Origin of the sequence: Subtercola lobariae (assembly GCF_014640255.1) — a bacterium.
GTDB classification, from domain to species: Bacteria; Actinomycetota; Actinomycetes; order Actinomycetales; family Microbacteriaceae; genus Subtercola; species Subtercola lobariae.
In genome coordinates this window covers 270,816-297,812 of the sequence record NZ_BMGP01000002.1, presented here as the reverse complement: position 1 = coordinate 297,812, position 26,997 = coordinate 270,816, and the positions used below count along the sequence as shown (strand labels likewise).

The window sequence follows — 26,997 nt, the reverse complement described above, 5'->3', positions numbered from 1 at the left end:
TAGTCACCCCAGAAACGCAACCGCTGGTCAGACGTCACTCGGTGGGCTGCAATTGCAGAATGCTGTCACCATCAGCCCAGTACGTCATCCGCCGCAACAGAAGAAGAGCTGAACAGATGAGTCAAGAAGCAAACATCGCTGCACAACAGAAGTTCGGCGACGCCGTGAACAGTGGCAACCTCGACCTGCTCGACGACCTCGTCGCTGACAACGCGGTCGACAATGACCCCGCTCCCGGCCAAGCGGCGGGCCCCGCGGGCTACAAGGCGTTCTTCGGTGACATGATCACTGCCTTCCCCGACTTGCACATTGAAGTCGAACGTCTCGTTGCGAACGACACCGATGTTTCCTTCGCGTACACCCTGACGGGCACCCATCAGGGCCCGCTGATGGGCCATGCTCCCACGGGCAAAGCGATCTCCGTACGAGGAATGCAGATCAGCCGGTTCGAAAACGGAAAGTTAGTCGAACGATGGGGCAGCAGCGATGAGAAAGGCATGCTCGAACAACTCGGCCTCACCACGTGACTGACGCCGCCGCGCTTCACAACCCGGCGTAGGGTCGTAATCATGGAGCTTCTGGCGCCTGGTATGCGGCGAATCGGCAAAATCATGCGCCTGATGCCTGGTGCGTCGGTTGCGAAGGCCACTCCGGCAGAAATCGCGCGGAACAGCGGGGCGGGTGCTCCGGAGGTGATGGCATCGATCTTGATGGGCCGCCGGCCGAGGAGCGTATCTGCCGAAGACCGTACCGTCGCTGGCCTCGGGGTGCGTATCTACTCGCCGGCAGGTCTCAGAGCCGGGTTGCCTCTCGTCGTGTACTTTCACGGCGGCGGTTTCGTGTTCGGTGATCTGCGTGGCGGAGATTGGATCTGCGGCACTGTAGCGCACCGCCTGGGAGCGATAGTCGTCTCGGTCGACTACAGACTCGCACCGCAGCATCCGTTCCCCGCCGGCGTCGAAGATTGCTTCGCCGGCCTGAAGTGGGCGGCCGCTCATGCAGGAGAACTCGGAGCAGACCCCGACAGATTGGGGGTGATGGGTGAAAGCGCGGGCGGCAATCTCGCCGCGGTGGTCGCACTGATGGCGCGGAACGAAGCAGGCCCGCAGATCAGGCACCAAGCTCTGCTCTACCCGGTTACCGGTGCGTACGACTCGGAGTCACGACGAACAAACGCCGACGCGTACATCCTCACCGCAGCAGACATGCAGCGGTTCGACGAGCTTTACGCCGGAGACCGGAACGACTAGCGGGTGTCTCCGCTGCTCTCGGAATCCCTTGCTGGATTGCCTCCAGCTCTGATCGAGGTGGCCGAACACGACCCTCTGCACGACGACGGCGTTCAGTACGCAGACGCGTTGCGAGCCGCCGGAGTGCCGGTGCAGCTGATCAGCTACCCGTCTATGCCGCACGGGTTCCTCAACTTTCCGCGCTTCGCCCGAGACGCAAAGCCTGCCCTCGCCGCCGTCGTCAAGGCGCAACGAAAGGCCCTTCGGTAGCCGATGCATTTCGAAATCATCGTGCCCCAGGGTTTCTCCCCGCCCTCCTTCGCGTAATTCAGGAGCGAGCGCGGTCCCAGGCGAGACCAGCCTCGTCAATCCGCGCCATGTGCTCCTCTGCCCAGTTTCGAAGGGCGGCTATCGGCTCGGTGAGGGAGGCCCCCAGGTCAGTGAGCCGGTAGTGGACCCGGGGCGGCGTGGCTGCCTCGACGCGTCGATCGACGAGGGAGTCTCTCTCCAAGCTGCGCAGAGTCTGGGCCAGCATTTTCTGGGAGACCCCCGGCATCCGCCGCTTCAGTTCGGCGAACCGCACCTCACCAGGATGCGCATCCCCCAGCACCTTCACCGCCATTGACGTCCACTTGCCCCCGAGACGATCCAGCAGTTGACGAGTCGGGCACGCCGGGTCAAAAAGATCACCGCGACCGCGGCCGGTAGGGGAGGTCACCGTGAGGTGACCACGTTCCGTCACGGTGCCGTCTTCCGAGTTCACGATCGGTCTCCTAACGTTATGTGGTCACTAACAGTAACCACGTGGAGGAAGCAATGACAACCGAATTGAACGCGCTGCTGATCGACGAGATCTCCGTTTGCACGAATGGCACTCGATTGAATGTGGCGACCGCTGGCTCCGGGTCACCGGTACTGCTGATGCACGGGTTCCCGCACACCTGGCGGGTCTGGAGCGCGATCATTCCGGTGCTGGCCGAGACCCACCGAGTTATCGCCCCCGACCTGCGCGGCCTGGGGGCAAGCCAACGAGACACGACGGGATACGACGCCCGAAACCTGGCCACTGACATGCTGGGAGTGCTCGACGCGCTCGACGAGCCCCAAGCCGCAGTCGTCGCCATCGACGCTGGTGCACCGCCGGCGTTCCTGCTCGGCCTGGAGCACCCCGCGCGGGTGTCCCGGCTGGTACTGATGGAATCCACGATCGGGAGACTCCCTGGCGCCGAAGACTTCTTCCGCGCGGGGCCGCCGTGGTGGTTCGGCTTTCACGCGGTACCGGGTCTCGCCGAAACGGTTCTCGAGGGGCACGAAGCCGAGTACATCGACTTCTTCCTTCGGCAGGGAACAGCCAACGGGGCCGGCGTCGACGTCGGGATCCGAGACGCCTTTGTTCGCGCCTACGTAGGGCGCGACTCGCTTCGCGCCGCCTTCGAGCACTACCGCGCCATGCCGACGAACGCTGCGCAGATCGCTGAGGCGACGGCCAACCACCGACTGACTATTCCTACTCTCGCGATCGGTGGCCAGGTCGTCGGTGCCGCAACAGGAGGCCAGCTGCAGCCGATCAGCGATCACTTCGAGAACATCCTCATTCCCTCCAGCGGACACATCGTTCCTCTCGATCAGCCGGCAGAACTTCTCACCCGCCTTCTGCCATTCCTGATGGCCTAAGTTCTCACGATCGAGGCTGGGCGGGCGCGATGTGACCTCTGCTCTAGAAGGCGAGCAGCACGCCGATGATGCAAGCGGCAGTGGCGATGGCTACCCAGCCGAGAGAGAGCCCAAGGGTGGCGTCGACAACCATTGTTTCGACGATCAAGCACGGTTCGCTCTTCAGCGAGAGCGCGACGGTGTAGCAGAGCGCTACGAGCACGATGACGATGACGATGGCGCTGAGGGTGAGCAGGCCGGCTTGTACGGCGCGGCGGTGATGATTGCGCAGATGCCAGCGGAAATTGCGGCCTCGACACACTCGAGCAGGGCAGCCTGAAGCAAGAACGCACCGTCAGAAAGCGCATCCGTGGCCTGCGAGTCGCACGGGGGTCGACCCTCGACACGCTAGCCGCCTGCTGCCATCATTCGGCATTCACGCTGAGCCGCATTGAGACAGGCCATCGGCGGATCGCCCTCGACCAGCTCGTGCCCATCGCCGCCATGCTCGGCACGACACTCGATCCCGACACCCCTGTCGTGCCAGTCGGTCTGGGTGGCCATGAACACAATCCAGCCCTGCGCATGAGCTGCGCGGCCCATGTTGCACCGATCACACGCTCATCGTGCACGGCTACGACCGCGTGATCCGCTTGGCATTATGACGCCCTTCGACACATCAGAAGATACGACTCCCGACGCGTCTCTGGATGTGCCTGTCGATTCAATCGCTTCTCACGCGGCCTAGCTCGTCATAGTTACGAAATGCGGATGAGTTTTTTGTTGACGAACTCCTCGACGGCAAAGCGGCCCAACTCCCGGCCGGAGCCCGAGCGCTTCACCCCGCCGAAGGGCAACTCGGCTGCGTCGCCGAGCACGAGGTTGATCCAGACCATGCCGGCGTCGATGGAGTCGGCGACCCGCAGGGCCTGTTCGGGGTCGGTTGTGTACACGTACGAACCCAGCCCGTAGGGGGTGTCGTTAGCAAGCGCGACAGCCTCGGCCTCTGATCTCACCCGGTAGATCGCCGCGACGGGGCCGAAGAATTCTTCGTGGTACGCATCCATCGACGAGGTGACGTCGGCGAGCACCGCGGGCGGGAAGAAGTTGCCTGACGGCGTGCCCGACGCGAGCACGGTTGCGCCCTGCGACACGGCGCGGCCAAGTTGCTCTTCGAGCCGTTTGGTCGCAGCGGCAGACGACAGCGGGCCGAGCAGCGTGCCTTCGGCCATCGGGTCGGCGGGCTGCGCGGCGGTGAACAATTCGGTGAACTTCGACGCGAACTCGTCGTATAGCCCATCGATCACGATGAACCGCTTCGCAGCGTTGCACGATTGCCCGTTGTTGTCGAGGCGAGCGTTCACCGCATCCTGAACCGCGGCGTCGAGATCGTCGGTCGACAGCAGGATGAACGGGTCTGAGCCCCCGAGTTCGAGCACGACCTTCTTCAGGTGTTTGCCGGCGAGCTCGGCGACCGCAGCTCCCGCGCGCTCAGAACCGGTGACCGAGACGCCCTGCACACGGGCATCCGCGATGACCGTGGCGATCTGCTCATTGCTGGCGTAGACGTTCACATAGACCGAGTCGTGGGCGCCGAGCTGGCTTTCAGCGTCGTCGAAGATCTGAGCGATCGCGGCCGCCGACTCGGGGCACTGCGGTGCATGCTTCAGCAGGATCGTATTGCCCGCGACGATGTTCGGGCCCGCGAATCGTGCCACCTGGTAGTAAGGGAAGTTCCACGGCATAATGCCGAGCAGCACGCCCAGCCCGCCGCGCCTGATGAATGCAGACCCGTCGCCATCTGCGACCTCGATGGGCTCATCAGCGAGAAAAGCGTGGCCGTTGTCGGCGTAGTACTGGTAGATCGCGGCCGCGAAGTCGACCTCACCCAGCGCCTGGTCGAGGGGTTTGCCCATCTCGCGCACAACGATCTCGGCGAGCTGCACGCGACGCTCGGTGTGCAGCTCGGCCACCCGGGCGATGAGGGCGGTTCGGTCGGCGACCGCGACCCGGCGCGACCAGCTTTCGTAGGCTGCTGAAGCCGAACCGATCGCCTCCCGCAGCGCCTCGTCACTGATCGTCGGGTACTCCGCGACAGTCTCGCCGGTAGCGGGATTGATGACTGAGAAGAGACTCATGCGATGACTCCTTCGACGAACGTGCCATGCGCGGAGCGTTCGCTCATTGACTGTCGGGCCAGGGTATCCGCAGTTTCGGCTGCGAGTCGCCGACCAACACGGATGGCGCCGTCGACGTGCTGGTAGCCTTCAGCGGCGAGGTCGCTCGAACCGAACCGCAACGGCCCGACCGGCTCCAGCTGGAGTGCGCCGTAGCGTGTGAGGCCGCCGAGGTCGAAGCTGGCGGCGTAGGCGCCCTGGGTCCACTCCTCGGCCGCCCAGTCGCTCTCGTAGTAGACGACGGGTTCCAGCGCCTGGGGGCCGTAGTACGAAGCCAGCGAGTTCAGGATGCTCCGCTTGCGCTCTTCGGCGGGCATCTGGAACACGGCATCGGCCTTCTCGTCGGAGATGAATCCGACCAGCGTGCCCCGCGACTCGCCGTAGTTGGTGTTGTCGTATGCCTCGTGCACGATTTGGTAGGGGCTGAACGCAGTCGCCGACAAACCGTCTTCGCGCCAGAATGCGGTCTCGTAGGTAGCGTGCACCTTGATGACTAGCCCAAGCGATTGGTGCTGCTGGAGTTGCTGGCGCAGGCGCGGCAGGTTCGGGGCGTACTCGATGCGGTTATAGAGGTTCGGCGGCACGGCTACGATCACACGGCGGGCGTTGACAACCAGCTCGTCGGTAACAACCTCGACTACCTCGCCGTCGACGGCGTCAGCAGCCAGGGCCGCGGTCGACCATTTGATGCGGCGAACAGGCTGCGAGAGCCGAAGGTCACCCGCTCGGAGCTGTTCGGCCAATTTCAACGGCACCTGCTGCAGCCCGCCGATCACGCGTTTGTCGAGGATGAAATCGGCGTCGACGAGGTGGCTGAAGCTGCCAGCACTCGCCGCCATGAGCAAGGCCTGCAGCAGCGAGAACGAATGAGCGGGTTTAGTCAGCATCGCATCAGCAATGAACAGGGCGATGTTCGCGCGCGCCTCAGCGTCGTCACACTGCTGCTCAAGCCAGGCTTTGAAGGAGATGTGGTCGAATTCGGCTGCCCGCGGTTGCTCCCACGGGGCGGCCGGATCCGTCTGCTGCACAAGCTCGTCAAGCACCCCGATCATTCGCTCGATTTCAGACCGGGTGTGCTCATTCGCGGGGAAAATATCTCCGGTGAACCGCTTAGGGGCTCCGTCTGCACCGATGTAGACGCTCTCGCCTTCGCGGTATCTGGCATACGTGTCGAGGCCGAGTTCGTCGAGGGTCTCGAGTAGCACAGTCTGGTCGGGCGAGACCCACTGGCCGCCGATCTCGTAGAGCTGGCCGTCGATGTGGTCGCTCCAGAGCCTGCCTCCGACGCGGTCGCGCGCCTCGAGTACGACCACTGAGTGGCCCGCCTGCTGCAACCGTACGGCTGCGGTCAGTCCCGTCGCACCTGCGCCGATGACGACGACGTCTCGTTCTAAACGTTCCATGACATCAATTCTTTCAGTTCGGGATGAGCGTGTATTTGGTTGAGAGGTATTCGTGGATGCCTTCCGCGCCGCCCTCGCGGCCAAGTCCTGACTGTTTCACTCCGCCAAAGGGAGCCGCGGCGTTCGAGATGACGCCCACATTGAGACCCATCATGCCGGTGTCGAGCTTCTCGATCATCCGTTGCCCGCGAGCGAGGTTCTCGGTGAACACGTAACTGACAAGCCCGTACTCGGTGTCATTGGCCATGGCAACGGCCTCGTCTTCGTTATCAAACTCTACGATCGAGAGAACCGGGCCGAAGATTTCTTCACGAAGAATGGTGCTTTCGGGCTGCACGTTCGTGATGACGGTCGGTTCGTAGAAGCTGCCTGCTCGAAGCGACCGGTGACCGCCGGTGAGGAGGTTCGCGCCTCGCGCGATGGCGTCTTGAACCAGGTCGTCGGCTTTGTCGACGGCGCGGTCGTTGATGAGTGGTCCGATGGTCACGCCGGTTTCTGTGCCTCGCCCGATGACGAAGCCGTTGACCCGGTCGGTAAGTCTGTGCCCGAATTCGGCTGCGACCGAACTGTGCACGATGAAGCGGTTCGCGGCTGTGCAGGCTTGGCCGATGTTGCGGAATTTGGCGGCCAGCGCGCCCTCTACGGCCTTATCGAGGTCGGCGTCGCCGAAGACGATGAAGGGTGCGTTGCCACCGAGTTCCATCGAGGTGCGCAGCACGTTCGAGGCGGCCTGCTTGATGAGTACTTTTCCGACGCTTGTTGAGCCGGTGAAGCTGAGCTTCCGTAGTCGCGGGTCGGCGATGATCGGAGCAGAGACGTCGGATGCTCGTGAAGTCGTGATCACGTTGAGAACACCGGCCGGCAACCCGACCTCTTCGAAGAGCTTGGCGACGAACAGCGTGGTGAGCGGCGTCAGTTCTGCGGGCTTGACGACGACCGTGCAGCCAGCGGCCAGGGCGGGGGCGATCTTGCGGGTGGCCATCGCCAGGGGAAAGTTCCACGGCGTGATCAGATACGACGGCCCGACCGGGCGCTGCGACACCACGATCTGGCCAGTGCCCTCGGGGTTCTGCCCGTATCGACCGGAGATGCGAACGGCCTCCTCGCTGAACCAGCGCAGAAATTCACTGCCGTAGGCCACCTCGCCTGCGGCCTCGGATAGCGGCTTGCCCATCTCGAGGGTCATGAGCAGCGCGAACTGGTCTTTGCGTTGTTGGAGCAGATCGAATGCGCTTCGCAAGTACTCGCCCCGCATCCGCGGTGCGGTGGCAGCCCATTCGTCAGCCGACGCGGCCGCAGCGTCGAGCGCACGCAGTCCATCAGTTGGGCTCGCGTCGGCGATGTGTTTCAGCACCTCGCCGGTGGCTGGCTCAGAGACTGTCAGCGTCGCCTTCGACTCACTCGCAACCCACTCGCCGCCGATGTAGAGCAGGCCGGGTACGGAGTCGAGAAGGGCCGACTCCGTCAGGGAGGATTTGCTCAGGGAGGATTTGCTCAGGGCAGCTTCGTCTGCGGCTGATTTGCTCAGAGAAGATTCGGGCGTCGACGGTTCAGCGGTGAGAGTCATAGATGCTCCTCAGTAAAAGTATGCACGGGCGATCAGGGATAGAGGCCGCGCAGGCGGTGTGCCTCGGTGACCCGGGCGACGGCGAGACGCGTAGCTGCTGCGCGCAGTGTGAGGTCGTGGGCTGCGGCGTGGGAGTTGACCGAGGCCCAGCCGGCGAGCATCCGTTCTTCGAGACGTGTTTCGACGTCGCGGGCTTCCCACCGGTACGACTGGTTGGCCTGCACCCACTCGAAGTACGAAACGATGACGCCGCCCGCGTTGGCGAGAATGTCGGGTACGACCAGCACGCCGTTCGAGGCCAGAATCGCATCTGCGTCGCGCGATGTCGGGCCATTTGCGCCTTCGACGATGATGCGTGCGCGAACGTTTGCGGCATTGCCCTCGTGAATGACGCCTTCGATGGCAGCCGGCACGAGTACATCGATGTCGAGTTCGAGGAGTTCGCCCGCAGGCAATGGGTCAGCCGACGAGAATCCGACGACCGAACCCGTGGCGTCGACGTGGGCGCCGAGTGCATCGATGTCGAGCCCGGCCGCATTGTGAACTGCGCCGTATTGATCGCTCGCGGCCACGACCAGTGCACCGTCATCAGTGAGAAACCGAGCCGCGTCACGACCGACCTTACCGAACCCCTGAATCGCCGCCGTTGCGCCCGCCACAGTAATGCCTTCGCTTCGCAAAGCGGCATTCGCAATGTGCACGACGCCGCGGGATGTCGCGCTGGCGCGCCCGAGCGACCCGCCAAGACTGAGTGGTTTGCCGGTCACGACGCCCGGTACGGTGTGGCCCTTGCTGACCGAATAGGTGTCCATGATCCAGGCCATCGTGCGTTCGTCGGTGCCGATGTCGGGGGCGGGAATGTCTTGCTGCGGGCCGATGATCGGCAGAATCTCGCTGGTGTACCGCCGGGTGATCCGTTCGAGCTCGGCCTGGCTGTACTGCCGGGGGTCGAGGGCGATTCCGCCCTTCGCGCCGCCGTAGGGCACGTCGAGCAGAGCGCACTTCCAGGTCATCCACATCGCCAGAGCTCGTACTTCGTCGAGGGTGACCTGTGGGCTGTAGCGCAAACCGCCCTTGGCTGGCCCACGCGAGATATTGTGCTGCACGCGATAGCCCGTCAGCACTTGCGTGCTTCCATCATCTCGGCGCAAGGGAATGCTCACGGTGAGTTCCCGTCGCGACTTCGAGAGCATGGCGTGGGTGCCTTCGTCATAGCCGAGGTCAGCCACGGCGGCGGCCAACTGGGCGTGCGCGTCTTCGAGCGCTGACGTGTGTTGGGTGGCCGGCGGTCGGCTCGGGGTCTGGAGGAGGGTCATGAGCTGGCCAATACTTTCCGGAGCACGGCGATTCCGTCGCGCAGCAATTCGTCAGAGATGGTGAGTGGTGGGAGAAAGCGGATGACGTTGCCGTAGGTGCCACAGGTCAGAACGATGACCCCATCTGCGTGCGCGCCGGTCGCGACCCGAGATGTCAGGGCAGCATCTGGCTCTTTCGTCGCTGGGTCGACAAGCTCGACGGCGAGCATCGCACCTCGGCCGCGTATCTCCCCGACGCGCTGGTCATCGAGTGCCAGCGCGGTCAGCTCCTCACGGAGAACTGCTTCGATCTGTCGTGCCCGCTCGATGAGGCCGTCGTTCTGATAGCGCTGGATGGTCGCGATCGCGGCCGCGCAAGCGATGGGGTTGCCCCCGTAGGTGCCGCCAAGGCCACCCACGTGAGCGGCATCCATAATCTCAGCGCGGCCCGTGACAGCAGAGAGCGGCAGACCGCCGGCGATTCCCTTCGCGGTGACGATGAGGTCGGGGATGAGCCCCTCGTGCTCTGACGCGAACAAGGCGCCCGTGCGTGCGAAGCCGGTCTGCACCTCGTCGGCGATGAACACCACCCCATTTGCGCTCGCCCAGTCAGCGAGCGCGCCGAGAAAGCCGGGCGCAGGAACGATGAACCCGCCCTCGCCCTGGATGGGTTCGATGATGAGGGCGGCCAGGTTCGAGGCACCGATCTGCTTCTCGATCTGGCTGATCGCCCGGCGGGCAGCCTCGGCCCCAGAGAGGCCACCGTCACGGTAGGGGTAGGAGAGCGGAGCCCGGTATACCTCGGGAGCGAACGGCCCGAAGCCGCTCTTGTATGGCATCGACTTCGCAGTGAGTGCCATCGTGAGGTTGGTTCGACCGTGATAGGCGTGATCAAAGGCCACGATGGCCTGCTTGCCGGTGAAGTGCCGGGCGATTTTGATCGCGTTCTCGACCGCTTCGGCCCCCGAGTTGAAGAGCGCGCTGCGTTTCTCGTGGTTGCCCGGGGTCAGGTCGTTGAGCAGTTCGGCCACCTCGACGTAACCTTCGTACCCGGTGATGGTGAAACACGTGTGAGTGAACTGGTTGACCTGCTCGGTGACTGCGGCGACGACTGCTGGGGCGGAGTTGCCCACGCCGGTCACGGCGATGCCGGAGCCCAGGTCGATGAGCGTGTTCCCGTCAATGTCACGCACTACGCCCCCGCCGGCCGCCTGCACGTAGATTGGCAGCGTGACGCCGACTCCGCGAGCAACTGCGGCAGTCTTGCGGGCATGAAGCTCGATCGATCGGGGGCCCGGAATCGCAGTCACCAGCTGGCGTTTTTGCGGAAGTTCTGGGCCGCCGAGCGGGGCAGGCGTAACGGGGGCTTGCGAGGGAGAAGCCGTGGCGGTCATCATCGTCCTATCGAGTCGAATGCCCAGACCATCAGGTTTCGCTGACTCGAGCATCTGCCAATTTGTCGCAAGTGCCCCGATTAAGGTGCCAAAGTGTCTGATTGGCGATCGAAGGAACGCACTAGGGTTCTCTTGACTCGTAGACAGGCGTCTACGCCGCAAACCGAACCCGTCAACGCTGACAGATTGGTGCCACATGACTATCACCCCACCGACGACAGACACCTCGAATTCAGTGAACAGCAAAGGGCTGAAAGAAGGGGTGCTCGGGCTGACCGGCAGCGTCGTCGTCGGAATCGCCTCGACTGCGCCGGCGTATTCGCTCGCAGCAAGCCTCGGTTTCATCGTCGCGTCTGGAGGGTCGCTGTTAGCCGGGGTTCAATCGCCGGGGATCATTCTGTTGGCGTTCGTGCCGATGTACTTCATCGCTGTCGCGTACCAAGAACTCAACAAAGCTGAGCCCGATTGTGGAACCACGTTCACATGGGCGTCGCGGGCATTCGGGCCGAAGACAGGCTGGATGGGTGGCTGGGGAATCATCGCAGCCGACGTGATTGTCATGGCGAACCTCGCCCAGATCGCAGGCTCATACTCGTTCACCCTGGTCGGAAAACTCTTCAACAACCCCGACATCGCAGCTCTCTCGAGCGACGTGTTCTGGTCGACGGTGGCCGGTCTGGCGTGGATCGCCATCATGACCTACATCTGCTATCGCGGCATTGAGATCTCGGCGCGACTGCAGATGGTGCTTCTCAGCGTCGAAGTTCTGATTCTGGTTGTCTTCGCTGTCTTCGCACTCGTCAGGGTGTACTCGGGCAATGCGGAGAGCTATTCGCTTGTGCCCGACATCTCGTGGTTCTTGCCCTTCAACCTTGATTTCGGCACCGTCATCGCCCCTGCCATCCTGACCGCCGTGTTCATCTACTGGGGCTGGGATTCGGCCGTCAGTGTGAATGAAGAGAGCAAAGACCCCAGTCGCACTCCTGGCCGAGCCGCCATCATTTCGACGCTGTTGCTGCTGGTCACCTACGCTTTGGTCGCTGTTGCTACGATCGCTTTCGCCGGGGTCGGTACCGATGGCGTGGGCCTTGGTAATCCCGAAAATGCGAACGACGTGTTCAGCGCGATCGGTCCGGCGCTCTTCGGCGACTCCGCTATTGGTGGAGTGCTGCTCGCGCTTCTCTACATTTCGATTCTGACTTCGGCGGCTGCGTCGACCCAGACCACCATTCTGCCGACCGCACGTACCGCGCTCTCGATGGCCGTCTACCGCGCCGTGCCGGCCAAGTTCGCCAAAATTCACCCTCGGTTCCTCACTCCGACGTGGTCGACGGTGGGCATGGGCGTCATCTCTGCGGTGTTCTATGTCGTCTTCACGCTCATCTCGTCGAATCTGCTCAGCGCCCTGATTGGTTCTGTCGGACTGCTGATCGCGTTCTATTACGGCCTCACTGGTTACGCCTGCATCTGGTTCTACCGCAAGACCCTGACCAGCAATTTCCGGAACTTCATCATGAGAGGGGTCATACCGTTGCTCGGCGGGCTGATGCTGACGGCCGTGTTCATCTTCGGACTCATCCAGTACGCACTGCCCGACTGGCTCACCGACTCGAACGGTGACAACGTGACGATCTTCGGCGTAGGCGCGGTTGCCGTTGTCGGCATCGGCTCGCTCATCTTGGGATTCATTCTCATGTTCGTTGTTCGCTGGCGTACGCCGGCCTTCTTCAAAGGTCAGACCTTGGAGAAGCGTTCTGACCTGATTCTGCTCGGCGAGCAGCCCCCGTCGGGCATCCGCCTGCCTGATTCAGAAGAGAACACCGTCGTGGCGCGTGACCTGTCGAACCTGCCCACAGGTCTCATCGCCATCGACCTCGAATCGGGCGAAAAATACTCCAAAAAGAAAAAGAAAGAAACACTCGATGACCCCCGTTCATGACCTGCCCGTCATTTCGCACTGGATCGACGGACGAATTTGCGACTCGACCTCCGGGCGCACCGCACCGGTCTTCGACCCCGCCCTCGGCGTCGAGACGAAACGCGTCTCGCTCGCTGACGGGGCTGAGATTGCCGCGGCGATAGCCAGCGCGAAAGCCGCATTCCCAACGTGGAGAGATCTGTCGCTGACAAAGCGCCAGGCGATTCTCTTCAGCTTTCGCGAGTTGCTGAACCAGAGAAAGGGCGAGCTGGCCGAGATCATCACGTCGGAGCACGGCAAGGAACTCTCCGACGCCTTGGGCGAGATCAGTCGGGGGCAGGAGGTCGTCGAGTTCGCTTCCGGGCTCGCCCATCACCTCAAGGGGGAGTTCTCAGAGCAGGTCTCGACCGATATCGACGTGTACTCGACCAAGCAACCGTTGGGCGTCGTCGCCGTCATCTCTCCGTTCAACTTTCCGGCGATGGTGCCGATGTGGTTCTTCCCGATCGCCATCGCGGCCGGCAACACGGTGGTGCTGAAGCCGTCGGAGAAAGACCCGTCGGCGGCGCTGTGGCTGGCCGCCCTCTGGAAGGAGGCTGGCCTGCCCGACGGCGTCTTCACCGTGCTGAACGGCGACAAAGACGCTGTCGACGGACTCCTCACGAGCCCCGATGTCGCTGCCGTATCGTTTGTCGGTTCCACGCCGATCGCCCAGTACGTCTACGAGACGGGAACTCGGCATGGCAAACGAGTGCAGGCGCTGGGAGGCGCGAAGAATCACATGCTGGTGCTTCCGGATGCCGATCTCGAGTTGACCGCCGACTCTGCCGTCAACGCGGGATTCGGCTCTGCCGGTGAGCGGTGCATGGCCATCTCGGTGGTCGTCGCCGTGGAGCCTGTCGCGGACTCACTCGTTGAGAAGATCACCGCCCGCATCGCCACATTGCGCGTCGGAGACGGCCGACGCGGTTGCGACATGGGGCCGCTCGTCACCGAGGCGCACCGAGACAAGGTCGCGTCGTACATCGAGATCGCTGAGCGCGATGGTGCCACGATCGTTGTAGACGGGCGCACCGTTCAGCCCGACGGAGACGCCAACGGGTTCTGGCTCGGCCCGACGCTCATCGACCGGCTGCCCTTGACCTCTCGGGCCTACACCGAAGAGATCTTCGGCCCGGTACTCGCGATCGTTCGAGTCGCGAGCTACGACGAAGGTGTTCGGCTGATCAATGAGGGCGCGTTCGGCAACGGCACCGCGATCTTCACCAACGACGGAGGAGCAGCCCGCCGGTTTCAGAACGAGGTGCTGGTGGGAATGATTGGCATCAACGTGCCGATCCCGGTGCCCGTAGCGACCTTCTCGTTCGGTGGCTGGAAGGCATCGCTCTTCGGCGACACGAAGGCGCACGGTGCCGAGGGTGTCAGGTTCTACACGCAGCAGAAGGCAATCACCTCGCGCTGGCCAGATCCCTCCCACGGTGGTCTCAACCTCGGGTTCCCTCAGAACTGACAGCGCCTTGTCGGCCCTTCGGCACACTCATTCGAGCAGCTGAAGGGCCGACCACAACTCAGCGCGAGCGGCGAAGCTCTCCAAGTCGACTCCCAACAGGGCGTCGACTACCCGCACTCGGCTGCGGAGTGTGTGCCGATGCACTCCCAGCTCCCTCGCCGCAGGATCCCACGCGCCGTTGTGCCAGAGCCAGACTCGAAGCGTTCTGAGCGTCTCGTCTCGTTCCTGGTCGGGCAGGTCGAGAACCGGCTCAAGCAGGCGCCGGGCAACCAACTGCCCACCCGAACTCGCCAGCAACCCCTGCAAACCTTGTTCAGCAAGGTGCTCGAACCGAACGAAGGAACGCTCGCGGCTCACCGAGCGTGCCGAGCGCCGCGCTTCGGTCAGCCCGCGCGGCAGATCTGCCCACCGAACGGGCGCCGAGCATCCGAAACCGAGACCATGGCGCTGCAGTACCGCCTCAAGATCTTTCGGCTCGCGTGAGACGACGAGTATCTCGTCACCACGCTCGGCGAAGAACAGGCCTCCCTCGGGACGAGCCGCGGCGAGCTCCAACTCGTCGAACAACGACTGACCAGTGACCGTGCCTGTGACAACGGATACATGCACCGGCTCTTCGGGCAATGGCCCCCAGAGGCTGGTCGCGGTACGGTCTGCGACGTCGACGACGCCCGAGAGCAGAAGTTCGAACAGGCCCGTACGCAGTCGGCGCCGGGCGGCATCGAGCGCACGGCGTTGCTCCAGCGCGATGCTCGCGAGTCCGATAACGCTGCCGACGAGATCATTCTCGGCAGGGTCGAGTGGAGTCATCGTTCCCACAACGAGCACGCCCAAAAGGTGACCGGTCTGCCCGAGAGTCTGCATGGTGTACCCGACGCCCTCGTCAGCTACACGCACGCTGCCGCGCGCTCCTCGAGCCAAACTGGCATGCACAGCCTCGTCGATGTCGGCGCGGAGCTCACCTGGCATCGGGGCGAGCCCCGGCACCGTAAGAACGTTTCGGGCTGAATCGTACAGGGCGACCCAGCAGCCCAGGCGTCGGGAGAGTTCGAGCAGAATCGCGGGCAGGCCATCAGCTCGCAGCGCCGCGCGAGCGACTGCACGCTGCGCTTCGAGTGACCACTCCAGCCGCGATCGTCGGTCGTCAGAGATGACGTCGGCGACAAACCTGATGATCGCGATGAAGGGCGTCGTCGGGTCGATCTCGATGAGCGGCAGCCCTGCCTCATCGCAGGCTTCGATGAGCTCGGCAGGAACACTGTCGGTGACGATACCCGCTGCGAAGCCGAGCGCGAGCACACCGCTGTCATGCAGGCGCGTCACGTAGGCACCGGCAAGAGCGCGGCCTTTCGCTTGCCCTGCGGTTGTTATTGCGGGGAACTGGGCCCCGTTCGTGAGCAACACCTGCCCAGGCTCAAGCCACGGCGTGGGATCTTGCAGGTCAGAACTGTGCACCCAGTTCACCGGCGTGCTCATCACCGCGTCGCCAGCCTCTGCGCCTGCTATCAGGCGCATCCGGAGTTCTCGGTGCGAAATCATCTCCCTGAGTGTCGTCGGCATACGGCAACGCTCCTTTCTGTCGAACATCGAGCATAGCGCTCGACAATCCCGCAAATCTCGGCTCACTGAAAGGCAGAAGACTGAAACCCATGAGCACAAACGAATCTGTCAGCCGAGCCGATCGCAGCTCCGTCTTTCATTCATGGTCGGCGCAAGGCAGCCTTGCACCGATGGCGATCGCCGGCGGTTCGGGTTCGACCGTCTGGGACTTCGAAGGCAACGAATACCTCGATTTCTCCAGTCAGCTTGTCAACGTGAACATCGGCCACCAGCACCCGAAAGTCATCGCTGCCATCCAGGCACAGGCCGCCCTCCTTGCTACCGTTGCGCCAGCACACGCAAACGAGATGCGGGCATGGGCGGCGGAGCTGGTACTCAGTCACGCGCCGGCCTCATTCGAGAAGGTATTCTTCACCAACGGTGGCGCAGACGCCAACGAGAATGCCATCCGCATGGCACGACTCGTCACCGGCCGCGACAAAGTGATCTCTCACTACCGCTCGTACCATGGCAACACCGGCGCGGCGATCGTGGCCACGGGTGACTGGAGGCGGATGCCGAATGAGTACGCCCGGGGTCACGTGCACGCGTTCGGCCCTTACTTGTACCGCTCAGAATTCTGGGCCGAAACGGCGGAGCAGGAATGCGAAAGAGCTCTGCGTCACCTTGAGCGGGTCATTCAATCAGAAGGCCCCGAAACCATCGCCGCGCTGCTTCTGGAGACCATTCCCGGCACCGCCGGCGTACTGGTTCCGCCAGCGGGCTACCTTCGAGGAGTGCGCGCACTGGCCGACCACTACGGAATACTGCTCATTCTCGACGAAGTCATGGCCGGGTTCGGGCGAACCGGCGAATGGCTGGCACTCGACGCTTTCGATGTCGTTCCCGACCTGATCACCTTCGCCAAGGGAGTGAATTCCGGCTACGTGCCGGCCGGCGGCGTCATCATCAACTCGCAGATCGCGCACTTTTTCGACGAACGAGTGTTTCCGGGCGGACTCACCTACTCCGGGCATCCGCTAGCCGCGGCAAGCATCGTCGCGACACTCACCGCGATGGATGATGAGGGTGTCATCGAGAACGCCAGGACGATCGGTGCCGATGTGCTGGGCCCGGGTCTCGGTGTGCTGGCTCAGAAACACGATGTCATCGGAGAGGTCAGGGGCACGGGTGTGTTCTGGGCCGTAGAGCTCGTATCCGACCGGGCGTCGCGCGAACCAGTCGACGCTGGCACGATGGCGAAGGTGAAGAGCGAACTGCTCGGCCGGGGGCTCCTGCCCTTCACCAGCGAGAATCGCATCCACGTCGTTCCCCCCGCCGTCGTGACACCCGCTGAGGCTGCACGCGGCCTGGCAATCATCGATGACGCGCTTGCCGAGATCGCCTAGACCGATGCTCATGCCGCTGCCACATCAGATCAGAGGGTAAAAGAATCATGACCACGCCGTTACAGCCCAACACCGTACTGAAAGCCGAGTCGGTGCGCCTAGAGGAGCTTCCGATCGATTCCGGCACCGTAATCTGGGGTGAACCACGAACCAGTATCTCAGAACTGGCGACCATCGACAGCGTGACGGTGGGTGTCTGGGAGATCACGCCTGGTGTGGTGACCGACAGAGAAGTAGATGAGGTATTCGTCGTGATTTCGGGTTCGGCCGTGGTTGAATTTGAGAACACAGAGTGTCTCTTGCACCTCACAGCGGGCACCATTGGGCGTCTGCGGGCAGGAACCCGCTCACGCTGGACGGTTACCGAGACCCTTCGAAAGGTCTACATCACCCTGCCTGAAGCGAAAGACGCCGCACACGTAACGACGGCATCGAAAGTGACGGACCGATGACGAATACGGCATACGGGCACGACCTCAGGTCTCCGCGAGACGAGCTGGCTGAGTCGTTGCGAGGCGCATCGGCGACACCGTTCTGGCTCGACACGCAGCAGCAGCCCGCAGCAATCGCTTCGCTGCCATCGCAGACAGATCTTCTGATCGTGGGAGGCGGGTTCTGCGGGCTTTGGACAGCTCTGATGGCCAAGGAGCGTGAGCCCCAGCGCGACGTTGTACTCATCGAAGCCCACCGGATCGCGTGGGCTGCGTCAGGCCGGAACGGCGGGTTTTTAGAGGCGTCGCTCACCCACGGTATGGAGAACGGGGAGCGTCACTTCGCCTCAGAACTCGATGCGATTGAACGACTCGCCGCGTCTAACTTCGAAGAGTTCAAGCAGACCCTCAGGCGGTACAACATCGATGCCGAGCTGGAAGAGGAGGGCGTTCTCAGCGTTGCGACCGAACCGCACCAGGTGCAGGAGTTGCGCCTGACTGGCGCCACCGTTCTGGAAGGTCGTGCGTTGGCCACCCTGACGAAGTCACCCGTCGCGCGGGCCGGCGTGTTCACCCGGGAGGATGTCGGTCTGGTCAATCCGGTGAAGCTTGCGCGGGGACTCCGCGATGCCTGCCTCTCATTGGGAGTGCAAATCTTCGAGAACACGCGGGCATTAGGTCTCGAGAATGCAGGCTCCACGGTCGGAGTGACAACGCCTTCCGGCAGAATCAATGCTCGACGCGTGGCTCTGGCGACGAACGGATTTCCATCTTTGCTCCGACGCAACGTGCTTCGTACGGTGCCGATCTACGACTACGTACTTGTCACTGAACCGTTGACCGACACGCAGCTCGACGACATCGGATGGCGAGGCCGCTACGGCATAACCGACCTCTCTCGCCAATTTCATTACTACCGCAAGACAGCTGACAATCGCATTCTGTGGGGTGGGTACGACGCCGTCTACCACCGAGGCCGGCGCATCAAACCCGAATATGACCAGCGACCAGAGACATTCGAGCGTTTAGCTGACCACTTCTTCACAACGTACCCAACCCTTCGCGGCACGCACTTCACGCACGCGTGGGGAGGCATGATCGACATGTCAACGAAATTTGTCGCGTTCCAAGGCACCGCACTTCGAGGCAAGGTCGCTTATAGCTCTGGTTACACCGGGCTCGGCGTCGGCACCACTCGATTCGGGGCCTCCGTCATGCTCGATCTCCTGGGCGGCGAACAAACCGCACGAACTGCCCTCGCGTTCGCAACCACGAAGCCCTTCCCGATTCCGCCCGAGCCCATTGCCTACCCAACGATCCAGGTCATGAGAAGGGCGATTGCCAAATCCGATCGCAACGGCGGCAACGACGGCCTGCTCATCCGAACCATGCAACTTTTCGGCATCGGCTTCGATTCGTGATCGCTGACGTCGAGTCGTGCACCAGGACTTCGCGCCCTGAACGAAGCCGGCATCCCTAGAAATAGCGTCGCCGACGGCGCTCTGCCAGAAGCTATTCTGCACACTCCGGCTGGCGATACCGTGCAGCGGGTCGACGTTCTGGGCGGGGAAGCAGTAGTCGTGGTGTTCTACCCAGGCCTGGCGCCCGTGCTGCTACATCACCGTGAAGACGTATCAACGCGAGCTTCTTCCCGCTCTCCAAGCCCCGAGCAGCAACCCACCGACTCACGCACACGGTCTGAAGCCCGGTGGCCGGCAGCAATGCGATACCAGTCATGATGGTCGTCCCCTCCGTTCACAACATCAAGTGTCGTCATCACGGCACCCTCCCCTCCAGGCTCACGCCCGGCGTGTTAGGCCAGAAGCACCAAATTCAGCACAGTCTCGACGATGCGTCAGACGTTGTGAGGTGAGGCGTCAAGTGGCATCAGAGGCTCCCTCCTCGTCGAAGCTCGAGGCCGGAATCGTGAGGCTGTCAGGATGGGTCCAGTGCTCGGCAAACCTGACATTCGATCTTGGAGGAGGTCTAGGAGCGCGGCACTCGTGGCCGATGGGTTGAGTTCGATTGCGGAAATGGCAGGGTGGCTTTGCCTGGTGTGTTCTGAGTCGGACGCGGTAGCTACCATTGTTCTCTCGGGAACGGTGATGCCTCGAGCCTGAAGAGTGTTGAGCACCCCTGCTGAATGTCGGCCGGTGACGCAGAGAACAGCATCTGGAATTCCGGAAGCAAGTATGAGGTCGCCGACTCGTTCGCCCCCGAAGACTCCCTCAGCCTCTGGAACGTTATAGACCTGGGGGGTAAGTCCGCGTTCGCTACACCACCTGCGATAGAACATGTCCGCGTCGATGTTCCAGGCATTGGAGTCAGTTCCGGTCACGAGCACCGTATGACGCGCTCCACCTGAAACGAGATGGTTCAGCACGCGCGGGATCATTGTGGCATCATCTTCGGCGGCCCAATCTGTGAAGCCTGGGCGGCTAACATCCCTGCCGAGCGTGACGTAGGGAATCTCGCGGCGCTCAAGGATGGCGATGACAGGGTCGTCTCGATGCGGCGAAAGCACCACATAGCCGTCGAGCGACAATGCGAGCGGGGGCGCAGGTCGCCGGGTGAGGTCGGGAACAAGCATCAAGCTGAGTCCGCGGTCCATCGCGAGGGACGAGATTGCCCCGATGTATCGGGAGAAGACGTCGACGCCGCTCGGCGCATATTCACCGAGCGCATCGAGCGAGCGAACGACGAGGCCCACCACACCGACTGACGATCCGCGCAGCCCCCTCGCTAGAGCGTCTGCTTCGTACTCCATGCTTGCTGCCACCGCACGCACTCGAACGCGGGTACCCGCGCTCAGAGTTCCGGTGTCATTGAGGGCCATGGATACTGCGGCAATAGAGACGCCGGCGCGACGTGCGACATCGCGAATAGTCACTCCTTTAGCTCGTACCATGAATGTCCTTTGAAAAACGCATTGTATAAAACGTTTAATGCCTCTAACTTAGTCGAAATCGCCGTGAATTGTGGTGGATCGAAACTGAACGGAACAGCAATGAAGCTTCATCGCCTATCGACCGACGCCGCAGCAGAGGAGCGTGGGCGCGCACTCGGCGAAACATACGGTCACTACGTGAGAGCAACAAGCGCGCGGTACCTGCGGCACTTCGAAGCGCTCGGCATTCAAAGCGAGCAGGTGCGGGACATCGTGGAAAGCAGTCGTTCCGCTCTTGATGATTGGGCTCCGAACCTAGCTGTCGAATCCGATGCCATCGCCAAAGCGGCCGGCATAGCCGGATGGCGGGTATCTGCAGTCGGAGCCCGAACCGAAGTACTCGCTGTTACTCGTAATCCAGGCGAAGGGGAGTGCTCGACAGCTGTGCTGATTCCAGCCCGAGGTGCCCCGGAAACGATTCAGACCTGGGACTGGCACAGTGAGCTAGCGACAGATGGACTGCTGCTTCAGCTGACAACCGCGGCCGGGCGCCGGGTAAAGCTGTTCACAGAGTTCGGCACTGCTGCAAAGATCGGTGTGAACGACGCCGGGCTTGGCTTGCATTTCAATATTCTTTCCCACCAGAGCGACGGTGGAGCCGGTGGAGTGCCGGTACACGCAATAGCTCGTTCTATTCTTGAGCGAGCTACGACCATTGATGAGGCCCGGCATATCGCGACGACTGCAACCGTGACGGCATCGACGGTACTCACAGTCGTCACTTACAGCGAGGGCGTCGCCGATGCCGCCAGCATCGAGATTTCCCCGGCAGGGGTTTCGGTAGTCGCGCCCGGGGCTGACGGATGGCTTCTTCACACGAACCATTTCCTTGCGCCAGACCTGATCGGCGGGGATCGATATGATCCCGCATCTACCACATTGGAACGCTTTGACCACGTTGACCGCGTGCGTGCTGACATGGCTGGGCTTGATCCCGTTGCTCGGGCAGCAGCTTTCTGTGGACCGGACGGACTCGGGGCAGCGGTCTGCGTGCGGCCTGATCCGACCAAGCCGGTTCATGAGCAGTGGGGCACGCTTCTGACCGTAGCTCTAGATGTCCCCGGGTTTGCGCTCGACTACCGCGAGGGCAGTCCCGAAATGGCCGCAGCACAAGGTCTGAAGCACTTCTAACCTTATTCGCAATCGAAATGAAAGACGGGACGAGAGTGCCTTCACAGTTATATAGGAATGCGCGAATTTTTAGTGCGGGTGTGAAGCCGCATGCCGACGCCATGCTCGTTGAGCAGGGGCGGATCGCCTACATCGGCGACGAGTCGTCTGCGCGACGCATCGCTAGCTTCGATGTAGAGGTGATCGATCTCGAAGAATCGACGGTGCTCCCCGGTTTTGTCGACGGTCACGCTCACGTGGTAGGCACGGGTGAAGCTGCGGGACAAGTCAATCTTTGGGGTGCGGACGATGTCGCCGAGATTCAGCGCCGGATAAAGCAATGGGGAGACCAAAACCCTGATGCTCCACGAATTATCGCTCAGGGATGGAATCATGCATCCATCCCCGACGGGATGCCCACCCGTCAGATGCTGGACGTGGTGTCGGATCGTCCTATCTATGCAACAGCGTATGACTTTCACTCAATTTGGCTGAATTCCGCAGCCCTCATTGACGCTGAAATCGGTGATGAAACGGTCTCTCCAGCTGGTGGTTCCGTTCACCGGGATTCAGACGGTCACCCGACCGGTTACATCGATGAAACTGCGATGCACAGGCTGGTGTGGCCGGTGTTGAACGCGCTCGTCGATGACGAGCAGCGCGACCTGGCGTTGGCGACTGTTCTCGAGCTGTACAGGCAGTCCGGCGTGACCGCCTCCACCGATATGGCTCTCACTGAAGAGGACCTCGCAGCGTTCGTCCGCGCAGAAGATTTGGGCACACTTACCAGTCGTATCGCCGCGTTTTGGCGGATTCAGTGGAGCGACGACCCTGCAGAGGCTCTTCGCCAAGTCGGTGACGTCGCGAGGATGGCTTTGCGTCACAACTCGCCGTTTCTGCGCGTTGTGGGTATCAAGATCATGGTCGATGGAACGGTCGATGGGTGCACGGCGGCTCTCGGGCATCCGTACTCAGACGGAACCAATGCGAATCCGATTTGGAGCATTGAAGATCTCGCCCCGGTTGTAGCAGCAGCTGACGCGGCCGGTCTCCAGGTGGCCATGCACGCAATCGGAGACGAGGCGATCCGGGTAGCGATCGGAAGCATCGAGTACGCAGTCTCTGTCAATGGTGCTCGATCCCGTCGGCACCGGATCGAGCATCTCGAAGTAGTCGGGCCCGACGAGATCGAGCGCCTCGCCGCGCTCGGGATCACTGCGAGCATGCAGCCTGTGCACGCTGACCCTGCTATTCAGGAGAACTGGCGTGCAAGGCTCGGCGATGCCCGAATCAACCGAGGCTTTCCTTGGCCCGAAATGACGCAGGCGGGTGCTCGTTTGGTCTTTGGAACAGACTCGCCGACTTCGCCGCATTCACCGTTGCCGAACATGTTCGTTGCAGCGACTCGCCGGTCGGCGCTTGACCCGTCCCTTCCTGCCAACATCGCGGCCTTCGCTCTTCCTCTCGAAGAGGCGATCGTGCACGCTACACGAGATGCTGCGTGGGCTTGCCAAGGCGAGAGCTCCTATGGGAGTCTCGCCGCCGGATTGTGGGCGGACTTCATCGTGCTTGACCGCGATATCTTTGGGCGGCCCATCGATGAGCTTCTGGATGCCAGAGTTATCCGGACAGTCGTTGGTGGGCGAACCGTGCACAAGGTGCAGGGCGCGGAGGCCGACCGTGACTGAAACTAAATCCATCCCCCTTCCAGATAAGCTGGCCTCCAGCTGGGCCGGCTGGCCGACTCTCCGTTTCATTCTCGGGCGCATACTTGGCCTCTTAGCGACCCTTTTTGTGGCCAGCATCGTAGTATTCGGCGCGCTTTACCTTGCCCCCGGAAACCCGCTCACATTCCTGACTCAGGGCCGATCGATGAGCCAGGAAGCAATCGCCGCTCTCGAAACGCAGTACCACCTGAACGACCCGATCTGGATGCAATACCTCCGCTGGCTCGGCGAGCTGCTCCACGGCAACTTTGGGACGTCAATCGTGTACAACCAGCCGGTCTCTACGCTGCTGGCCGCACGGGCGCCGGCAACGGTTCTCGTCATCGTGATGGCGGCGGCCATCGTTCTCGCCGTCGGGCTCGCAATCGGCGCTTACTCGGGTCTGCGCCCTGGTTGGCTCTCGCGCTGGACTATGGCGGGTGCAACCGCGATCATGGCAATACCGACGTTCGTCGCCGCCGTAGTGCTCATTATTGTTTTCGCAGTGAATCTGGGTTGGTTTCCTGTTTTCGGCTCTGGCGCGCCAGGGCTCGATGCGGTTTATCACTCGATCCTCCCTGCCGTAGCGCTAGCGCTTGCATCAGTCGCGTTCGTCGCACGCCTCACTCAGGCGGCGATACGTCAGGAACTTTCGGCGGAACATGTTCAAACCGCCGTAAGCCGAGGCCTTCCTCGGCGGTACATCGTGCAACGACACATCGTGCGCAACGCGGCGATACCCGTGCTCACTGTTGCAGGCCTCACGATCGCGGGCCTCATCGCCGGAAGTGTGATCGTAGAGCAAGTTTTTCAGCTCGGTGGTATCGGGCAGTTTCTTGTCAGCTCGGTGCAGCAAAAAGACTTTCCCGTGGTTCAAGCGATCTGCTTGACCTACGTCGCCGCATTCATCGTGTTGAACACTCTTATCGACCTGGCCTACGCGCTGCTCGATCCGCGTGTCTCGTTAGGAAGGAAATCATCATGACCGTCGCCGTCTCCGTCGTCGCCGCCGCCGCAGCAGCAGACGACCGTCTGCTCGCTCGGGAGGCGCGCAAACTCCGCCGCTCCGGTTCGTTGGGCGTCTCTGGTTGGATTGCGATTGGTGCGCTGGTGGTTCTCGGCCTCGTTGCGCTTCTGGCACCCCTCATTGTGCCGACTGATCCGAACGCGGTGAGTCTCTCAGACGCTTACCTCCCTGCCTCAGGTTCTCACCCCCTCGGAACCGATGCCAGCGGACGAGATTTACTGTCCAGGCTGATCATGGGATCACAGACCGCACTCGTCGGGCCGTTGCTGGTGGTCGTTGCATCGACGATCCTCGGAACCGCCCTTGCATTGTGTGCCGTGTGGTTTGGCGGATGGTTTGATCAGGCCGTTGTTCGTGTCGTCGATGCTATTTTCGCTTTCCCCGGGCTTCTGCTGGCCATTCTGGCCACCGCGTTGTTTGGCTCGGGGCTAACGGCAGCTGTTGCTGCGCTATCTATCGCGTACATTCCATATATCGCTCGCATTGTTCGAAGCGCCGCCCTTTCGGAACGTTCGCTTCCCTACGTCGCAGCGTTGCGGGTGCAAGGCGTGCGTGGCTTCGTGATCGCGACGCGACATATTCTGCCTAACGTTTCGGGGCTGATTGTCGCCAACGGCACCCTCTCGTTCGGGTTCGTTCTGATGGATCTCGCGGGTCTGTCGTTCATCGGCCTCGGCGTTCAGCCACCTACTGCTGATTGGGGAGCCATGGTAGGCGAAGGCATGTCAGGCGTACTGCAACAGCAGCCCCTTGAGGCGCTATCCGCGAGCCTCCTTATTGTTATCACGGTCGCTTCGGTCAACATCTTGGGTGATCGGCTTACGGAACGATCGGAGGCCCACTCTTGAGCACGCTTCTGGAGGTAGACGCTCTAACGGTGCGATTGCCCGTCAAAGGTGAACTTCGAACGGTGTTACGGGACGTGTCGCTCTCCCTCGACGAGGGGAAAACTCTTGGAATGGTGGGCGAGTCGGGTTCCGGCAAGTCCATGACGGCGCGTGCGATTGCGCGGCTTCTGCCATCGGGAGCCACGGTCGCCGGGCACGTTCAATTTGCCGGAGCGAATGTTTTTGAGCTTCGGGGCGAGGCACTGCGCCGCTACCGCGCAAACGGCGTTTCCGTGATTTTTCAGGATGCACGAGCGAACATCAATCCGGTGCGACGTATCGGAGATTTCCTCACCGAGGCACTACGCACCAACGACGGCTTGCCGGCAAAAAAGGCTGAACAGCGCGCGATTGCATTGTTAGCAGAGGTCGGGATCAGCGACCCTGAGCGCCGTCTGCGGCAGTATCCGCATGAGCTGTCTGGTGGGCTTCTGCAACGCGTGATGATCGCGGCCGCTGTCACTGTTCGACCGCGGCTCATTCTCGCAGATGAACCGACAACTGCTCTGGACGTGACCACTCAGGCAGAAGTGATGTCGATTCTGCGACGCATGCAGCAGAACTACGGTATGGCGATGCTCTTCATCACCCACGACCTCGAGCTTGCCAGTGCCGTGTGTGACGAAACAATCGTGATGTACGCGGGTATGGTCGTCGAACGGCAGGCTTCGAACAACCTACACACTGAGCCTCTTCACCCTTACACGGCTGCACTCGTTCAGGCGCGACCAGAGATCGACCGTCGCTCAGTGCGACTTCCCGCCATTCCTGGCCACCCGACGTCAGCATACGAAGCGCCCGAAGGGTGTGCGTTTGCCCCCCGGTGCAGGTTCGCACAAGACCAGTGCAGGGTAGCGGCACCTCCTTTGCTGCAGATTGACCAGCGGGGTGTCACGCGGTGCGTTCGAATGCCGGAGATCCGAAACCAACTGCGTGCCTCGACAATGCTCCTTGCCGAGGGTATCTCGCGAGAGGAGGTCGCTCGATGAGCGAGCCTTTGCTAACCGTTCAGCACCTTACGAAGACGTTTGGCCGTGGCCGGTCGGAGACCACAGCTGTCTCCGAGGTGAGCTTCACCCTGGCTGCGGGCGGCTCGCTCGGAATCGTGGGCGAATCCGGTTCCGGTAAGACCACCACGGCACGAATGATAATCGGTCTGGAGCGACCAAGCGGTGGCCGGATCGCCTTCCGCGGACACGACCGCACGCAGCCCGCCCGAAGCACCAAACAATTTCGAGAACGCGGTCGCGACATACAAATCGTGTTCCAAGACCCGTATACCTCTCTCGACCGACGGCAACGTGCGGGCGACTGTCTTGCAGAGATACTCGGCGTGCACTTCAAACTCGGGCGCGACGAGACAAAGCGTCGGGTAGGCGAACTTGGCGAGCTAGTCGGCCTTGACGACCGCCAACTCAATGCTTTTCCCCGCGCTTTGTCCGGAGGGCAACGACAACGCGTGGCCATCGCGCGAGCTCTCGCGACGGAGCCGGAAATTCTCATCTTGGACGAGGCCGTCTCTGCATTGGATGTCTCCATTCAAGCGCAGATCCTCAACCTTCTCTCGGATATCCGAGAAAAGCGCGGCGTCAGCTACCTCTTCATCAGCCACGACCTGGCCGTAATTCGCCAAGTGACCGACGACACGATCGTCATGCGCCGCGGCAGTGTCGTCGAACAGGGCACCACGGCCGACCTGCTCGATAACCCGCGTGAATCATATACCCGCCTCCTGCGCGACAGCGTTCCGCGCGAGGGCTGGGACCCTTCCACCATCACAGCTCGACTCTGAATA

The 26,997-nt window shown here is 62.2% G+C and carries 22 protein-coding genes and 3 pseudogenes; 15 read left to right on the top strand and 10 right to left on the bottom strand.

All coding sequences use genetic code 11. The annotated features are described in order from the left end of the window. Window positions 1-116: 116 nt before the first annotated feature. Window positions 117-527, top strand: coding sequence for an ester cyclase (locus IEX24_RS05655; protein WP_188675110.1), 411 nt, complete (start codon window positions 117-119; stop codon window positions 525-527). A 42-nt stretch (window positions 528-569) separates the two neighbouring features. After that, window positions 570-1,499 (top strand): annotated as a pseudogene (locus tag IEX24_RS19500) (alpha/beta hydrolase). A gap of 58 nt (window positions 1,500-1,557) precedes the next feature. Here IEX24_RS19500 and IEX24_RS05640 read toward each other — a convergent pair. Further along, complete coding sequence (locus IEX24_RS05640) at window positions 1,558-1,992, bottom strand: winged helix-turn-helix transcriptional regulator (RefSeq protein WP_229715119.1); 435 nt, start codon at window positions 1,990-1,992, stop codon at window positions 1,558-1,560. A 53-nt stretch (window positions 1,993-2,045) separates the two neighbouring features. Here IEX24_RS05640 and IEX24_RS05635 point away from each other — a divergent pair, with 53 nt between their 5' ends. Next, window positions 2,046-2,903: an alpha/beta fold hydrolase gene (locus tag IEX24_RS05635; RefSeq protein WP_188675102.1), complete on the top strand. Its 858-nt coding sequence runs from the start codon at window positions 2,046-2,048 to the stop codon at window positions 2,901-2,903. Between the two features lie 43 nt (window positions 2,904-2,946). On the opposite strand, the gene IEX24_RS05630 is transcribed toward IEX24_RS05635, so the two are convergent. After that, window positions 2,947-3,204 (bottom strand): hypothetical protein, encoded by a 258-nt coding sequence (locus IEX24_RS05630; RefSeq protein WP_188675098.1) that lies wholly within the window; start codon window positions 3,202-3,204, stop codon window positions 2,947-2,949. 14 nt (window positions 3,205-3,218) lie between these two features. Here IEX24_RS05630 and IEX24_RS19495 point away from each other — a divergent pair. Further along, window positions 3,219-3,407 (top strand): annotated as a pseudogene (locus IEX24_RS19495) (helix-turn-helix domain-containing protein); the annotation flags it as partial. Here the strand turns inward: IEX24_RS19495 and IEX24_RS20010 are convergent. From IEX24_RS20010 to gabT, 6 genes and pseudogenes are all read right to left on the bottom strand, one after another. Further along, window positions 3,408-3,541 (bottom strand): annotated as a pseudogene (locus IEX24_RS20010) (AAA family ATPase); the annotation flags it as partial. A 99-nt stretch (window positions 3,542-3,640) separates the two neighbouring features. Continuing rightward, window positions 3,641-5,020 carry an NAD-dependent succinate-semialdehyde dehydrogenase gene (locus IEX24_RS05620; protein WP_188675092.1) on the bottom strand — a complete coding sequence of 460 codons (1,380 nt, stop codon included), beginning with the start codon at window positions 5,018-5,020 and terminating at the stop codon, window positions 3,641-3,643. After that, window positions 5,017-6,462, bottom strand: coding sequence for a flavin monoamine oxidase family protein (locus IEX24_RS05615; protein ID WP_188675089.1), 1,446 nt, complete (start codon window positions 6,460-6,462; stop codon window positions 5,017-5,019). Before IEX24_RS05615 ends, IEX24_RS05620 begins: the two co-directional genes overlap by 4 nt. Before the next feature lie 13 nt (window positions 6,463-6,475). After that, the gene (locus tag IEX24_RS05610; protein WP_188675086.1) at window positions 6,476-8,029 is read right to left on the bottom strand and encodes an NAD-dependent succinate-semialdehyde dehydrogenase; all 1,554 of its coding nucleotides are present in this window, start codon (window positions 8,027-8,029) and stop codon (window positions 6,476-6,478) included. Window positions 8,030-8,061: 32 nt separating this feature from the next. Beyond that, window positions 8,062-9,345, bottom strand: coding sequence for a Glu/Leu/Phe/Val family dehydrogenase (locus tag IEX24_RS05605; protein WP_188675083.1), 1,284 nt, complete (start codon window positions 9,343-9,345; stop codon window positions 8,062-8,064). Then, window positions 9,342-10,718 (bottom strand): 4-aminobutyrate--2-oxoglutarate transaminase, encoded by a 1,377-nt coding sequence (gabT, locus tag IEX24_RS05600; protein WP_372435706.1) that lies wholly within the window; start codon window positions 10,716-10,718, stop codon window positions 9,342-9,344. Before gabT ends, IEX24_RS05605 begins: the two co-directional genes overlap by 4 nt. A gap of 196 nt (window positions 10,719-10,914) precedes the next feature. On the opposite strand from gabT, the gene IEX24_RS05595 reads away from it, so the two are divergent. Next, a complete protein-coding gene (locus IEX24_RS05595; RefSeq protein ID WP_188675080.1) occupies window positions 10,915-12,657 on the top strand; it encodes an APC family permease in 1,743 nt (580 codons plus the stop codon). Then, a complete protein-coding gene (locus IEX24_RS05590) occupies window positions 12,641-14,146 on the top strand; it encodes a CoA-acylating methylmalonate-semialdehyde dehydrogenase (protein WP_275411835.1) in 1,506 nt (501 codons plus the stop codon). Before IEX24_RS05595 ends, IEX24_RS05590 begins: the two co-directional genes overlap by 17 nt. A 27-nt stretch (window positions 14,147-14,173) precedes the next feature. Here IEX24_RS05590 and IEX24_RS05585 read toward each other — a convergent pair whose 3' ends face one another. Next, window positions 14,174-15,685 carry a PucR family transcriptional regulator gene (locus tag IEX24_RS05585; protein ID WP_188675078.1) on the bottom strand — a complete coding sequence of 504 codons (1,512 nt, stop codon included), beginning with the start codon at window positions 15,683-15,685 and terminating at the stop codon, window positions 14,174-14,176. Window positions 15,686-15,795: 110 nt separating this feature from the next. On the opposite strand from IEX24_RS05585, the gene IEX24_RS05580 reads away from it, so the two are divergent. Genes IEX24_RS05580 through IEX24_RS05570 form a run of 3 tightly spaced genes read left to right on the top strand, consistent with a single transcriptional unit; the run spans window position 15,796 to window position 18,946 of the window. Further along, window positions 15,796-17,094, top strand: coding sequence for an aspartate aminotransferase family protein (locus IEX24_RS05580; RefSeq protein WP_188675075.1), 1,299 nt, complete (start codon window positions 15,796-15,798; stop codon window positions 17,092-17,094). Between the two features lie 47 nt (window positions 17,095-17,141). Beyond that, complete coding sequence (locus IEX24_RS05575; protein ID WP_188675072.1) at window positions 17,142-17,546, top strand: cupin domain-containing protein; 405 nt, start codon at window positions 17,142-17,144, stop codon at window positions 17,544-17,546. Continuing rightward, window positions 17,543-18,946, top strand: coding sequence for an NAD(P)/FAD-dependent oxidoreductase (locus IEX24_RS05570; protein WP_188675069.1), 1,404 nt, complete (start codon window positions 17,543-17,545; stop codon window positions 18,944-18,946). The genes IEX24_RS05575 and IEX24_RS05570 overlap by 4 nt, the downstream gene beginning before the upstream one ends. 434 nt (window positions 18,947-19,380) lie before the next feature. Here the strand turns inward: IEX24_RS05570 and IEX24_RS05565 are convergent, their stop codons facing one another. Continuing rightward, window positions 19,381-20,433, bottom strand: coding sequence for a LacI family DNA-binding transcriptional regulator (locus tag IEX24_RS05565; RefSeq protein WP_188675067.1), 1,053 nt, complete (start codon window positions 20,431-20,433; stop codon window positions 19,381-19,383). Window positions 20,434-20,442: 9 nt separating this feature from the next. Between IEX24_RS05565 and IEX24_RS05560 the strand changes: the two genes are divergently transcribed. From IEX24_RS05560 to IEX24_RS05535, 6 genes are all read left to right on the top strand, one after another. Further along, the gene (locus tag IEX24_RS05560; protein WP_229715117.1) at window positions 20,443-21,603 is read left to right on the top strand and encodes a C45 family autoproteolytic acyltransferase/hydrolase; all 1,161 of its coding nucleotides are present in this window, start codon (window positions 20,443-20,445) and stop codon (window positions 21,601-21,603) included. Window positions 21,604-21,683: 80 nt separating this feature from the next. Continuing rightward, window positions 21,684-23,270: an amidohydrolase gene (locus IEX24_RS05555; protein ID WP_307821264.1), complete on the top strand. Its 1,587-nt coding sequence runs from the start codon at window positions 21,684-21,686 to the stop codon at window positions 23,268-23,270. Then, the gene (locus IEX24_RS05550; protein WP_229715116.1) at window positions 23,182-24,273 is read left to right on the top strand and encodes an ABC transporter permease; all 1,092 of its coding nucleotides are present in this window, start codon (window positions 23,182-23,184) and stop codon (window positions 24,271-24,273) included. The genes IEX24_RS05555 and IEX24_RS05550 overlap by 89 nt, the downstream gene beginning before the upstream one ends. Beyond that, complete coding sequence (locus IEX24_RS05545) at window positions 24,270-25,163, top strand: ABC transporter permease (protein ID WP_188675048.1); 894 nt, start codon at window positions 24,270-24,272, stop codon at window positions 25,161-25,163. Before IEX24_RS05550 ends, IEX24_RS05545 begins: the two co-directional genes overlap by 4 nt. Beyond that, window positions 25,160-26,191, top strand: coding sequence for an ABC transporter ATP-binding protein (locus tag IEX24_RS05540; RefSeq protein ID WP_188675045.1), 1,032 nt, complete (start codon window positions 25,160-25,162; stop codon window positions 26,189-26,191). The genes IEX24_RS05545 and IEX24_RS05540 overlap by 4 nt, the downstream gene beginning before the upstream one ends. Next, window positions 26,188-26,994: an ABC transporter ATP-binding protein gene (locus tag IEX24_RS05535; RefSeq protein WP_188675043.1), complete on the top strand. Its 807-nt coding sequence runs from the start codon at window positions 26,188-26,190 to the stop codon at window positions 26,992-26,994. Before IEX24_RS05540 ends, IEX24_RS05535 begins: the two co-directional genes overlap by 4 nt. Window positions 26,995-26,997: the final 3 nt, after the last annotated feature.

Excerpts from the sequence above, each read along its gene's own strand:
- IEX24_RS05655 (WP_188675110.1), top strand. The coding sequence starts at position 117 with ATGAGTCAAGAAGCAAACATCGCTGCACAACAGAAGTTCGGCGACGCC.
- IEX24_RS05635 (WP_188675102.1), top strand. The coding sequence starts at position 2,046 with ATGACAACCGAATTGAACGCGCTGCTGATCGACGAGATCTCCGTTTGC.
- IEX24_RS05620 (WP_188675092.1), bottom strand. The coding sequence starts at position 5,020 with ATGAGTCTCTTCTCAGTCATCAATCCCGCTACCGGCGAGACTGTCGCG.
- IEX24_RS05615 (WP_188675089.1), bottom strand. The coding sequence starts at position 6,462 with ATGGAACGTTTAGAACGAGACGTCGTCGTCATCGGCGCAGGTGCGACG.
- IEX24_RS05610 (WP_188675086.1), bottom strand. The coding sequence starts at position 8,029 with ATGACTCTCACCGCTGAACCGTCGACGCCCGAATCTTCTCTGAGCAAA.
- IEX24_RS05605 (WP_188675083.1), bottom strand. The coding sequence starts at position 9,345 with ATGACCCTCCTCCAGACCCCGAGCCGACCGCCGGCCACCCAACACACG.
- gabT (WP_372435706.1), bottom strand. The coding sequence starts at position 10,718 with ATGACCGCCACGGCTTCTCCCTCGCAAGCCCCCGTTACGCCTGCCCCG.
- IEX24_RS05595 (WP_188675080.1), top strand. The coding sequence starts at position 10,915 with ATGACTATCACCCCACCGACGACAGACACCTCGAATTCAGTGAACAGC.
- IEX24_RS05590 (WP_275411835.1), top strand. The coding sequence starts at position 12,641 with ATGACCCCCGTTCATGACCTGCCCGTCATTTCGCACTGGATCGACGGA.
- IEX24_RS05585 (WP_188675078.1), bottom strand. The coding sequence starts at position 15,685 with ATGATTTCGCACCGAGAACTCCGGATGCGCCTGATAGCAGGCGCAGAG.
- IEX24_RS05580 (WP_188675075.1), top strand. The coding sequence starts at position 15,796 with ATGAGCACAAACGAATCTGTCAGCCGAGCCGATCGCAGCTCCGTCTTT.
- IEX24_RS05575 (WP_188675072.1), top strand. The coding sequence starts at position 17,142 with ATGACCACGCCGTTACAGCCCAACACCGTACTGAAAGCCGAGTCGGTG.
- IEX24_RS05570 (WP_188675069.1), top strand. The coding sequence starts at position 17,543 with ATGACGAATACGGCATACGGGCACGACCTCAGGTCTCCGCGAGACGAG.
- IEX24_RS05565 (WP_188675067.1), bottom strand. The coding sequence starts at position 20,433 with ATGGTACGAGCTAAAGGAGTGACTATTCGCGATGTCGCACGTCGCGCC.
- IEX24_RS05550 (WP_229715116.1), top strand. The coding sequence starts at position 23,182 with ATGAGCTTCTGGATGCCAGAGTTATCCGGACAGTCGTTGGTGGGCGAA.
- IEX24_RS05545 (WP_188675048.1), top strand. The coding sequence starts at position 24,270 with ATGACCGTCGCCGTCTCCGTCGTCGCCGCCGCCGCAGCAGCAGACGAC.
- IEX24_RS05535 (WP_188675043.1), top strand. The coding sequence starts at position 26,188 with ATGAGCGAGCCTTTGCTAACCGTTCAGCACCTTACGAAGACGTTTGGC.